Below are 12,021 nucleotides of genomic sequence, written 5' to 3'. Positions count from 1 at the left end.
GGAATGACGGAGCAAACAGCAACTATCCCGCTTTGGCGGGCGTCTCGAAGGATGCGCCACCCGCCGCGTTTACGCTGCCGTGCTGCGCGGGGTCTCCGCTGCTTCCCGTTTTTCCGTCTCCTTGTCGCGAGACAGCCATGCCGGAAAGCGAAGCAGGCGATCGCCCGCCTCTTTGGGCGGCTCGATGGGCGCTTCACTGGCCGAGCTCGGAAGGTCCAGCACGGCGTGTCCTGTTCGCACGGCGTCCGCACGCTGGTCCAGTTCACGCAACAGGGGATCGAGCACGGTGTCGATTTCGGTCGCCACCGACACCAGGAAACTCTTGAGCTCGCGCGCCTCGGGCACGACGGCCGAAGCCTGCGCGATCGCCTTGGAGAGACCATCGACGACGGGGGCAAACGCGCCGGCGGCCTGCGCGATTCGCGTTTTTATCGCTTCGATTTCGGCGAGGACGCGATCACGCTCCCGCCTGTTCTTCTCCTCCGAAAGGCGGGCTTCGATCTCGGCGATCTGAGCCGTCAGGGTGGTGGCTTCGGATGCGAGTGCATCGCGTCTTGTGCGCGCGCGATCGAGATCGCGGCTGAGATTGTCCACTAGATCGTCCTTCCCGAACATTGCTTTGCTCCGTAGGACAGCCGTGGCGCGAACCGCCAGCCAGCCGAGGGCTGGACCGGCCGAAACAGGCATCAATTGCGGTCGCGTCACATGGGCCGACATGGTGACCCCCAGTCGTCCACATTAGGCGCCGGCATGGTTAACGAGTGGTTAATGTCAACAGATGACGCGGCAATGGGGCGACATGCCGCCCCCTTGCCGACTTCGTCTCCTCGCTGCCATCCGTTTCCGCTATGCTCGCCCCGGTAGCATCACTGGGAGGGGGATACCGTGGAGCACGCGCACGACACCGACCGCAAACCCGGCTCGAAAAACCTCGTCATCTGCTGTGACGGCACCGGCAACGAGATTTCGGAGAACATCTCCAACGTCCTGAAGCTCTATCGCTGCCTGCGCAAGACCGACAAGACGCAGCCGCGGCAGATGGTGTTTTACGATCCCGGGGTCGGCACGGTGACGGAACCGACGACGTGGCACCGCTGGAAGGCCAACATCAATCTGGTGCTGGGGCTCGCCACCGGCTACGGGCTCGATGACAACGTGCTCTCGGCCTATTGCTTCCTGATCGAGCACTACGCGCCCGGCGACCACATCTACCTGTTCGGCTTCTCGCGCGGGGCCTATACGGTGCGGGTGCTGGCGGGGCTCATTCATAAAATCGGCCTGATCTCGCCGGAGCAGGCGAACCTCGCAGGAAGCGGCATGGTCGCCTACAAGCAATATTCCGGCACCGGGCGCGGCAACGAGGTCGAGGACCTCCGCGATGTCGCGGTGGACGATCAGGGACCGCTGCCGCAGGGCAAATTCGACCTCGCCGCGCAGTTCGCGCGCATCACCTCGACGCGCTGGCCGACCATCCACTTCATCGGCGTCTGGGACACGGTGGCGAGCGTGATCGTGCCGCGGCGCGACAATCTCTTCTTCGTGTTCAGCCTGGAGGAACTCGCCTTCACGCGGCGCAATCCGAGCGTCAACATCTTCCGCCAGGCGATCGCGATCGACGAGCGGCGGCGCATGTTCCGCCTCAACAAATATGTCGAGCCGCAGGACTTCTGGAGCAACCGCTACGTGCCGGACGAGAAGAAGGTGCCGCAGGACATTTTGCAGGTGTGGTTCGCCGGCGTGCATTGCGACGTCGGCGGCGGCTATGCGGAGGCCGAGAGCGGCGAGTCCAAATATCCGCTGATCTGGATGATCGCGGAGGCGGAAAAGGCCGGGCTGAAGTTCAACCCGCGCACCGTGAACCAACTCGCCTGGGGCATCCAGCGCAAGAACTCGCCGTTCCAATACGTCGCGCCGGCCTATGCCGGCAAGACGGGCGAACTGCACAATTCGATGAATGCGGCCTGGCGCGTGCTGGAGTACTTACCGAAGCGCGCGAAGTACAAGGAATGGCCTGACAGGACGGTGGTGCTCGGCTTCTACATCCCCGATTGCGAGCCGCGCCTCATCCCCGAGGGCGCGCATGTGCATGAGAGCGTGTTGAAGCGGATGGCGGCGGAGCCGGACTACCGGCCGGTGAACCTGCCGAAAGAGTATGTCACCGTGCCGATGCCGGTGCCGCCGCATACGGACGCGCCGGCAGAGGAGCACGTGGCGTGAGGGGGCGGCTTCCCTTCTCCCCTTGTGGGAGAAGGTGGCGCGCGAAGGCGCGCCGGATGAGGGGTTGTCGCTGCGCATGCAGGAGTTCGATGCGTGGAGAGAAACCCTCACCCGTCTCGCCGCTGCGCGGCGAGCCACCCTCTCCCACAAGGGGAGAGGGGAAGACCGCACCTCGCTACCGCTACTTTCTCGCTTCACCGCCACTTTTCATTAAAATTCTCCGGGCCGCCTTAGCGTCATCGCATCAACTGCTCTGCATCATCCTGCACCGAGCCCGCCGTAAGCTGCGGAATTGGAGGAGATGTGCCAATGCATCCGCGAAAATTTGTCCGCGTCAAACCCGCAGGCCTGGTGTCCCGCCAGGCCAAGATCATCACCGACCCGCGCAAGCCGGTCATCCCCTGCACGCTGATCGACTATTCGCCCGGCGGGGCCTGCGTCGATCTCGGCGGGCAGGTGAGCATCCCCGATCGGTTCGAGCTGCTGCACGTCAACACGAAAAAGCGCTGCCGGATCGCGTGGAAGCGCGGCACGCGGGTCGGCGTGGTGTTTTAGGGGGCTGCCTTCTTTCTTACCCTCTCCCCTTGTGGGAGAGGGTGGCTCGCCGCAACGCGGCGAGACGGGTGAGGGGTCTCTCTCCGCGCGCGAAACTCTCGCATTTGAACTTGCCGAAGCAACCCCTCATCCGGCGCTTCGCGCCACCTTCTCCCACAAGGGGAGAAGGAAGAGCCCTACTTCCGCATCCTCGCCTTTGTCCCTGCGACGATCTGCATGGCGACGCCGGCGATCCAGCCGAGCAGCACGAGCCAGGTCCAGGCGATGTGCGGCTCCAGCCGCAGCACGATCACGGCGACGGAGGCGAGCGCAGTGAAGGTGGCGCAGAGCGTGCCGGCGGCGCTCAAGAATTCCGCGGCGTCGATATGGCTGTGCGCGTCGTCGAAGGGAAGCTGCGGCGTGTCGATGCCGAGATAGAAGCCGACGAAGCCGAGCAGCATCATCGTCAGCAGGAAACCCTGCGTGGTGAGGTGCGCGATCGACGAACCGACATAGGCACCGACGAACAGCCCGCACGCCGCGCCTGCCATCGCAAGACCCACGCGCTCGAACACATGAGCAGTCTTCCGGACACGAAACCGCATGGCGGGCCTCCGTGATGCCCCACGATGCAAGGTTAGGCCAGTTTTGCGGAGCGCGAAAGCCGAGGAGTTTTACGGATACGTGAGGTCGCGTGATGGTGAGGTGCCAACTCCCTCTCCCCGTTCTTACGGGGGCGCGACGAGCTTCGCTCGCGCTGGGAGGGTTGGGGTGAGGGGCTTCTCTCCGCGCATGAGATTATCGCCGCACCTGTACCCCCTCACCCGGATTGCGCTTGCGCGCAATCCGACCTCTCCCCGCAAGCGGGGAGAGGTGAAGAAGTCACCGCGCGCCGAACGTCGTCTTGCCGAACAGCGCCTTCTGCGTCGAGGGCTGCGAGCGCCAATATTGCGGCGGGGCTTCGACCTCGCCGCCAAGTTCGGCGGCGGCGTGCCAGGCCCAGCGCGGGTCGTAGAGCATGCCGCGGGCGAGCGCGACCATGTCGGCCTTGCCGGACGCGACGATGTCCTCCGCCTGCTTCGGATCGGTGATGAGGCCGACGGCGATGGTCGGCAATCCGGTCTCGCGCTTGATGGCCTCGGCGAACTGCACCTGATAGCCGGGGCCGAGCGTAATTTTCTGCAGCGGCGAGACGCCGCCGGAGGAGGCATCGATCCAGTCGACGCCGCGCGCCTTCAGCGCGCTCGCGAACTCGATGGTCTGCGCGAGGTCCCAGCCGCCCTCGACCCAGTCGGTCGACGACACCCGCATGCCGACCGGCTTGTCGTGCGGGACGACGGCGCGCACCGCATCATAGACCTCGAGCGGGAAGCGCATGCGGTTCTGCAGGCTGCCGCCATATTCGTCGGTGCGCTTGTTGGAGATCGGCGAGAGGAACTGGTGCAGCAGATAGCCGTGCGCGCCGTGCAGCTCGATCGCGTCGATGCCGATGCGCATCGCGCGCTTTGCGCTGTCGACGAAGGCATCGCGGATGCGCTTGAGGCCGCTCGCATCCAGCGCCAGCGGCGCGGCCTCGCCCTCCTTGTGCGGCACCGCTGAAGGCGCCACCGTCTGCCAGCCGCCGTGCTCGACCGGGATCAGCTGGCCGCCGTCCCAGGGCCGCGCGCTGGACGCTTTGCGGCCCGCATGGGCGAGCTGCATCGCCACCGCGGTGGAGGAATGCTTGCGCACGGAGGAGAGGATCTGCTTCAGCGCGGCCTCGCAGGCATCGCTGTAGAGCCCGAGGCAGCCCGGCGTGATGCGGCCGATCGCCTCGACATGGGTCGCCTCGATGCAGAACATCGCCGCGCCCGACAGGCTGAGATTGTTGATGTGGGTGAAGTGCCAGTCAGTGGCGACGCCGTCGTCGGCCGAATATTGGCACATCGGCGACACCACGACGCGGTTCTTCAACGTCAGGCCGCGCAGCTTGATCGGGGAAAACAGGGCGCTCATGCGGGGAGTTCCAGGGGGATGGAGGGATGGAAGCGATTGCATGAAGTTTAGTGGGTGGATGGCAAATTGCGAGTTGCGCCGGCGGCATGGCCGACCGGGACGGCATGCATTGCGGCCGCCCTACTCCAGCTCCTCGAACTTCCCGGCCGCCGGCTTGCCCATGCGGACGCTGCCATCAGGCAGGATCTCGCCATCGGCCTCGGCCGAGAACTGGACCGTGTTCCCGCCGCCCTCGCGTTTCGTCGTCTTGGCGAGCACCCCCAGCTTGTCCGCGAGCGCCAGGTCGTCGAGCACGAACACGCGATACTCCGTGAGGTGGAAGCGGCGCGGGGCCTGCCAGGTCAGCGCCGGCACGGAGGTGCGCATGTCGACGTCAGTCATGACGTCGATGCTGCGGCCGGTGACGTCGCGGAACAGGTCCGGCCCCTTGAGCAGGCGCGCGCGGCCGCCGTCGACGGCGTAGAGGTTCAAGGTGACGATATGGCGCTCGCTGCGGAAGCTCACCGCGACAATGCGCGCATCGGCCGACCAGGCCGCGTGGAAGGCGTCCGGCGCGGTGTCGAGGATGTTGTCGTCATTGACATTGTCGAGCGTCATCAGCCGGCGATGGCTCGGCTCCGCCATCAGATAGAGGCGAAAACCCTCGCGCCCGGCCTCGCCGCCGGCATGAGCCGCGACCGAGAGCTTCCCATTCGGCGCACGCCCGCCCTGGATGATGGCGTATTCGCCCTTCTTGTACTGGTGCTCGGCCGTGGCGTGCGCCTGAGGCAGCGCGGTGAGCGTGAGGATGAGGGCGAGGATGGCGCGAAGGGGCATGATGATATGTCGCGGCGGGGCGGGTGCATGTTCATCCCCGATGGGCCATCCGCCCCTCCGCCAGAGTGAACGGCAGCACCACTGGCAAGGAGAGGCGCGACCTCCAAGGCAGCCCTCTCAGAGCGTCGTCAACAGGCCGAACAGCACGATCAGATAGCCCACCAGCCAGAGCCAGCCCACCCCGGAAATCAGGATCCCGATCCCGACGATCAGGCCAACGCCCACGGCCCAGATCGCCCAGCTCAGATTGGAAAAGAATTCAAGCCACACCGGCTTCGGTCTGTCCTGCGGCCGCCAGCACGCGATGAAGTCGATCTCGGGATCGCGGCTGACATAGGCCGCGATCGGTTCGACCATCGCGGGCTCGAAGGCGGCGCCGTGCTCACCAGCGATGTATTTCAGATTTGTCAGTATCCCCGCGGTCTCCACATCCTGACGAAAGCCGCGAAACCCGGCCGATCCGATATCCAATAGCCCAGGCCGGGATTTCTTGATCCCCAGCCAATCGGAGATCTGCTGGAAGAACTGCGGGAAGATCGCCACGACCCAGTCGAAGTCGGCACAGACGTTCCAGACGCGGCCTGTCACCTGCTTATCCGTGATCCGTCTGGCCCAGTCGTAATGCACGGGAACGACGCTGCCGGCAAAGAAGACGTTGCGAACTTTCAGCACCGGATAGCGCTCGAGCGCGCTGGCGAGGATGTAGGTGCCGTTGCTGTGGCCGATGAAATCCACGTGCTCCAACTTCGGATACATCGCCTTGGCCTGGGTGTACTGGTCCATGAACCAGCGCACATTGTGCTGGCGATCCCAGTAGAGCAGGAACGGCAGCATGGCGAAGCGCCGGTAAAGCGGCGGGATGATCTTGACGTGCGCGGCGGCATCTCCGATCTGGCTTTCGATCGACCGCTTCACCTCGGCCGGCCAGCTACCCTCGTCGCGAATGCCGTGCATGATGAAGATCAGCTGCGTGACATTGTCATCGGCCTGGAGCGCGCCGACCCGATCGGCCCAATAGGCCGGAAACGCGGCGGGCGGCGTGATCAGCGCCATGCGGATAGCTTCGCCTGTGGGGCTCATCGGCGCGGCGCCGTCGTCCCGGTAGAGGTTCTCCGATATCTCCGCGTGCGTAAGCCTCTCCAGCGTCTTGATCATGACGTTCGCGCCCGTGCCCGCTTCGAGATCGATGCTGTCGTCGCGATCGACCAGTTCGTCCTTGTCGCCGACGAGGTGGATGATCAGGGGCTTGCGACCCGCGGACGCGCCATTGCCGTCGCGAAACAGGTCGATCCATTGCACCCGCATGTTGGATACGAAGGGTGAGCCCTGCATCAGGCTCTCGATGAACCGGCCCGTCCCGGTCAGGCGGGCGAACCGCTGAAGCACATAGGCGATGGCATAGCGGAAGATATCGAGATGCTTCGGCTTGTCGCTGGGCCAGCCGCGGTTCGGCGCCGACAACGACACGAAGCGGTCGAGCCGATCGACCCAGGGATGCCGCCCGCGCGGGACGCTGCGGTCGTCGTCGAGCCCGTGTCCCCAGATGTAGGCCTTGCGCAGCAGGAGCCCGCCGGTCGAATAACCGAACAGCACAATCTTTTCATATTGGTATGATCCGTCGATCTTGTTCTTGTCGTCGGCGTCCCGGATCGCGGCTTCGATCTGGCTCGTGAGCTCGAACGCGTCGATGTTCGACATCCAGGAATGCCGGTAGGTCGGGACGAGAATGTCGGCGTCGGGATAGGCCTCGCGCACCAGCTTTTCGAGGTCGTTCCGCGACGTCCTGCCGCCGAGCGGCGGGCCATACACGACGAGCGTCTTGCGGCCCACCGTCTCGGGCATGCCCTCGACGGCGCCGATGGCGCCGAATTTCAGATATCGCAAGACAAACAACAGAACGAAAACAACGATCAAGACAACCAGCGCCATCTGCCGCCCCGTCAATCATTGCGTTAACAATCGATCAAATACACGCCGATCATGTCTCGATCGGATTGCCGGGGTCAAGCCGAACATCGCCAGTCGGTGCGCGTTCACTCCACCAGCGTGAATTGCAGCAGCAGCGTCCGTTGCAGCAGCGAGAAATTGTCGTCCGACACCAGCGTCAGCACGGTCTCGCCCTCGGGAGTGACGTGGGCGTCGATGCCTTCCATGTTGTCGATCTCGTGGCCGAGGTCGGCGGCGAACAGCGCGGGGCCGTCGACAACCGCGCCGGGCGCTATGGACTTCAAGGGAATCGCGCGGATGCGGATGTTGACGCCGGTGAACCAGGAGAATTTGCGTTCGAGGATGAGCAGCTCGCCGCTCGGAAGCAGCACGGCATCGCTGATGTCGAACTTGTCGGTGCGGCGCACGCTGAACTGGCCGGGCGTGGGACCGCCGATCAGGAAGGCGACAAGATTGCCGTCGGCATCGAGCCCGCGCTCGGAGAAGGCGATCAGGGTGCCCGCCAGCGGCTGGCCTTTCGGCGCGAAGACCAAGGCCTCCAGCCCCTTGTTGCTCGGCAGCTTGCGGATCGCGGCCGGCGTCGGCACCACGTCGCCGCGCGCCTGCGTGCCGCCCTTGGCGAAATCGAAGCGCATGATCTGGTTGACGCGCTCGAGCCCGACGTAAAAGATATTGCCGTCACGCGCCAGCGACTCGGTGTCGTACCAGTAGCGCTTCTCGGTGATCGGCCGCCCCTCGCTATTCAGCATCGGCCCCGCCTCGACGTTGTCGAGGGCGACCATCTTGCCACTGGAATAACGGATGCTGCCAGTGAACCAGGTGCCCTGGTCGGACAGCGCGAGGAAACGGTCGCCCTTGGTATTGAGGAAGCGGAGCGCGGACAGGCCGCCGAAACCGCGATGCGGCGAGGTCAGCACGAGGCCGCTGCGATATTCCAGCGAGCCGAAGCGCACGCGCGAACGATCGCGCGGCTCGAACGAGGGGATCTGCCGCGCATTGACCTCGATGCTGACAGGCGAGGTGACGGCGTGCTCGATTTGCGCCGGGCGAGGCGGCGGCTCGGTCGTGGCTTGCGCCTGCGCCAAGCGGGGCAGCGTTAAGATAGAAAATCCCGCCGCCGCGTGGCCAAGAAAGCTGCGGCGGGATGGTTGCGCGCTCACGAATGCAATTTACGTCGCGGGCGACCGGCCGGCTGGGTTGGTGCGGTGTTGGTCTCGCTGAAGAGCTCGGCGAGCTTCTCGGTGATGGCGCCGCCGAGTTCTTCCGCGTCCACGATCGTCACCGCGCGGCGATAGTAGCGCGTGACGTCATGGCCGATGCCGATCGCGATCAGCTCGACCGGCGAGCGGGTCTCGATCTCCTCGATGATGTGGCGCAGGTGCCGCTCGAGATAGTTGCCGGGATTGACCGACAGCGTGGAATCGTCGACCGGCGCGCCGTCCGAGATCATCATCAGGATCTTGCGCTGCTCGGGCCGGCCGAGCAGGCGCTTGTGTGCCCAGTCCAGCGCCTCGCCGTCGATGTTCTCCTTGAGGAGGCCCTCGCGCATCATCAGGCCGAGGTTTTTCCGCGCACGGCGCCAGGGGGCGTCGGCCGACTTGTAGATGATGTGGCGGAGATCGTTGAGGCGGCCGGGATTGGCCGGCTTGCCGGCGGCAAGCCACGCCTCACGCGACTGCCCGCCCTTCCAGGCGCGCGTGGTGAAGCCCAAAATCTCGACCTTGACGCCGCAACGCTCCAGCGTGCGCGCGAGAATGTCGGCGCAGGTCGCGGCGACCGTGATCGGGCGGCCGCGCATCGAGCCGGAATTGTCCAGCAGCAGCGTCACCACGGTGTCGCGGAACGTCGCCTCCTTCTCGTGCATGAAGGACAGCGGATGATAGGGATCGGTGACCACGCGCGAGAGGCGCGCGGGATCGAGGATGCCCTCTTCGAGATCGAACTCCCAGGCGCGGTTCTGCTGCGCCATCAGGCGGCGCTGTAGCCGGTTGGCGAGGCGCGCGACGATGCCTTGCAGATGCGCAAGCTGCTTGTCGAGATAGGCGCGCAAGCGCTCCAGCTCGTCATGGTCGCAAAGGTCTTCGGCGGAGATGACCTCGTCGAATTTCGGCGCGAAGGCGTGATATTCCGGCCCGCGCGGCTCGTTCTTGCCGTGCGCGTTCGGACGCGTCGCCTCGCCCGGCGTCTCGTCGTCGCCGAGCTCGCCGTCATCGAAGGTGTCGGAGGTCGAGGCCTGCGCGCTTTCCATCGCGCTCTCGCTCATCTCTTCGGATGAGGCCTGCGCCTGGTCGGCGCTCATCTCCTGCGCGGCATCGGAATCGGGCGAGCCCTCGGCGCCGGACTGATCGTTGTCGCCGTCCTGGTTCTCGTCGTTCTCATCATTGTCTTCGCTGTCGGCGTTGCGCTCGTCGCCGAGCTCGAGCGCCGAGAGCAGATCATGCACGGCATCGCCGAACCGGGTCTGGTCCTCGACCACGCCGTCGAGCCGGTCGAGCCGCCTGCCGATCTTGTCCTCGAGGATCGGGCGCCAGAGATCGACCATCTTCTTGGCGGCCGCCGGCGGCGCCATGCCGGTCAGGCGCTCGCGCACCAGCATCGCCAGCGCATCGGCCAGCGGCGCGTCGGCGCGGTCGGTGATCTCGTCGAACTTGCCGCGGTGGAAATGGTCGTCGAGCATCGCGGTGAGGTTTTTCGCAACGCCGGCCATGCGGCGCGCGCCGATCGCCTCGACCCTCGCCTGCTCCACCGCCTCGAACACGCCGCGCGCCTGCGGATTGCCGGGCATCAGCTTGCGATGCACTTTGGGATCATGACAGGCGAGCTTGAGTGCGATGGAATCGGCGTGGCCGCGCACGATCGCCGCATCACGCTTGGTCATCTTCCGCGCCGGCTCCGGCAGCCGCGCCTTGCCGGGCGCAAGACCCGGACGTTCGGCTGCGAAGGAGACGTCGAGCTCGGGCGCCTTGGCGATCGCCTTGAGGCAGGAGGCGACCGAGCGCTTGAACGGCTCGGTCGGCGCTTCCTTGGTGTTACGGAATTTGGAGTTGGATGATGATGTGCTCATCTCGGTCTCACCGTCGTCCCCGCGAACGCGGGGACCCATAGCCACAGGGAGCAGTTAGTGAGCACACTGACGGCCCAATCTTCGCAACAACCACGGCCTGTGGTTATGGGTCCCGGATCTGCGCTCCGCTTCGCTGCGCTTGTCCGGGACGACATCCCACACCTCAGCTGAGCGCCACGTTGACTGCCGATTCCGGCAGCTCCGCATTGAAGCAGCGCTGGTAGAACTCGGCGACCAGGGGACGCTCGAGCTCGTCGCACTTGTTGAGGAAGGTGACCCGGAAGGCGAAGCCGATATCGCCGAAGATGTCGGAGTTTTCCGCCCAGGTGATCACCGTGCGCGGGCTCATCACCGTCGACAGATCGCCATTGGCGAAGGCGTTGCGGGTGAGATCGGCAAGGCGCACCATCTTGTTGACGATGTCGCGGCCTTCCTGGGTGCGATAGTGCTTGGCCTTCGCCAGCACGATCTCGACTTCCTCGTCGTGGCTGAGATAGTTCAGCGTGGTGACGATCGACCAGCGGTCCATCTGGCCCTGGTTGATCTGCTGGGTGCCGTGATAGAGGCCCGAGGTGTCGCCGAGACCGACGGTGTTGGCGGTCGCGAACAGGCGGAAGGCCGGATGCGGCTTGATCACCTTGTTCTGGTCGAGCAGCGTCAGGCGGCCGGAGACTTCGAGCACGCGCTGGATCACGAACATCACGTCCGGGCGGCCGGCGTCGTATTCGTCGAACACCAGTGCGACGTTGTTCTGGAGCGCCCAGGGCAAAATGCCGTCACGGAATTCGGTGACCTGCTTGCCGTCGCGGACCACGATCGAGTCCTTGCCGACGAGATCGATACGGCTGATGTGGCTGTCGAGGTTGACGCGCACGCAGGGCCAGTTCAGCCGGGCGGCGACCTGCTCGATATGGGTGGATTTACCGGTGCCGTGATAGCCGGTCACCATCACGCGGCGGTTGCGGGCAAAGCCGGCGAGAATGGCAAGCGTGGTGGCGCGGTCGAAGCGATAATCGGAATCGACTTCGGGCACATGAGGATCGACTTCGGAATAAGCAGGCACTTCGAGATCGCTGTCGATCCCGAACACCTGGCGCACCGACACCTTCATGTCGGGCAGACCGGAAACTTCCTCAACTTTGGACATGGCGGCGGTCGTCATCAATCCTCCGAGGCCCCGGGCGGTCCCGAGACCAGTTATTTGCACGTTGGCTGCGGCTGGGTGCGGCTGCGAACCTATCAGAGACAACGTGCCGGCAGAAGCCCGCCCCTCAATCAAAGTTCCGTTGTCTTTTCATTTAGATAGGTCAGGAACGCAGTTTTTGGAGGGCTGCCTTGCGAATCATGCTCGAATTTCGAACCTGAACGGCCGTCCTGCCCGGGCAAATGGCACTTTTGCTGCCTGCCCTTACTTATGTAGGGTCCGAACCCAGGGTGAACCCAAGGGG

General features: G+C 64.9%; 10 protein-coding genes. 2 read left to right on the top strand and 8 right to left on the bottom strand.

Features of this window, described 5'->3' with window-relative positions; all coding sequences use genetic code 11:
- Nucleotides 1–69: 69 nt before the first annotated feature.
- On the bottom strand, nt 70–615 hold the full coding sequence (locus tag QA642_RS03145; protein WP_283083348.1) for a hypothetical protein: 546 nt from the start codon (nt 613–615) through the stop codon (nt 70–72).
- Nucleotides 616–885: 270 nt separating this feature from the next.
- Here QA642_RS03145 and QA642_RS03140 point away from each other — a divergent pair, with 270 nt between their 5' ends.
- Both QA642_RS03140 and QA642_RS03135 read left to right on the top strand, forming a co-directional pair.
- A complete protein-coding gene (locus QA642_RS03140) occupies nt 886–2,217 on the top strand; it encodes a DUF2235 domain-containing protein (RefSeq protein WP_283083347.1) in 1,332 nt (443 codons plus the stop codon).
- 309 nt (nt 2,218–2,526) lie between these two features.
- Complete coding sequence (locus tag QA642_RS03135) at nt 2,527–2,772, top strand: PilZ domain-containing protein (protein ID WP_283083346.1); 246 nt, start codon at nt 2,527–2,529, stop codon at nt 2,770–2,772.
- Between the two features lie 176 nt (nt 2,773–2,948).
- On the opposite strand, the gene QA642_RS03130 is transcribed toward QA642_RS03135, so the two are convergent.
- The 7 genes from QA642_RS03130 to cobS form a co-directional block, all read right to left on the bottom strand.
- Entirely contained in the window at nt 2,949–3,356 is a 408-nt protein-coding gene (locus tag QA642_RS03130) for a hypothetical protein (protein ID WP_283083345.1), read from the bottom strand.
- A gap of 277 nt (nt 3,357–3,633) precedes the next feature.
- Nucleotides 3,634–4,746, bottom strand: a complete 1,113-nt coding sequence (locus tag QA642_RS03125; RefSeq protein ID WP_283083344.1) for an NADH:flavin oxidoreductase/NADH oxidase — start codon at nt 4,744–4,746, stop codon at nt 3,634–3,636.
- A gap of 120 nt (nt 4,747–4,866) precedes the next feature.
- A complete protein-coding gene (locus QA642_RS03120; RefSeq protein WP_283083343.1) occupies nt 4,867–5,562 on the bottom strand; it encodes a hypothetical protein in 696 nt (231 codons plus the stop codon).
- Between the two features lie 117 nt (nt 5,563–5,679).
- Nucleotides 5,680–7,491, bottom strand: coding sequence for a hypothetical protein (locus QA642_RS03115; protein WP_283083342.1), 1,812 nt, complete (start codon nt 7,489–7,491; stop codon nt 5,680–5,682).
- A 104-nt stretch (nt 7,492–7,595) separates the two neighbouring features.
- Nucleotides 7,596–8,669 (bottom strand): esterase-like activity of phytase family protein, encoded by a 1,074-nt coding sequence (locus QA642_RS03110; protein ID WP_283083341.1) that lies wholly within the window; start codon nt 8,667–8,669, stop codon nt 7,596–7,598.
- On the bottom strand, nt 8,666–10,573 hold the full coding sequence (cobT, locus tag QA642_RS03105; RefSeq protein ID WP_027565034.1) for a cobaltochelatase subunit CobT: 1,908 nt from the start codon (nt 10,571–10,573) through the stop codon (nt 8,666–8,668). Before cobT ends, QA642_RS03110 begins: the two co-directional genes overlap by 4 nt.
- A gap of 163 nt (nt 10,574–10,736) precedes the next feature.
- Nucleotides 10,737–11,735 (bottom strand): cobaltochelatase subunit CobS, encoded by a 999-nt coding sequence (gene cobS / locus QA642_RS03100; protein WP_018643488.1) that lies wholly within the window; start codon nt 11,733–11,735, stop codon nt 10,737–10,739.
- Nucleotides 11,736–12,021: the final 286 nt, after the last annotated feature.

This window comes from Bradyrhizobium sp. CB2312 (assembly GCF_029714425.1).
Taxonomy (GTDB): Bacteria; Pseudomonadota; Alphaproteobacteria; order Rhizobiales; family Xanthobacteraceae; genus Bradyrhizobium.
Note: the sequence above shows the minus strand (reverse complement) of the source record. Positions and strands in the feature narration are given on the sequence as shown.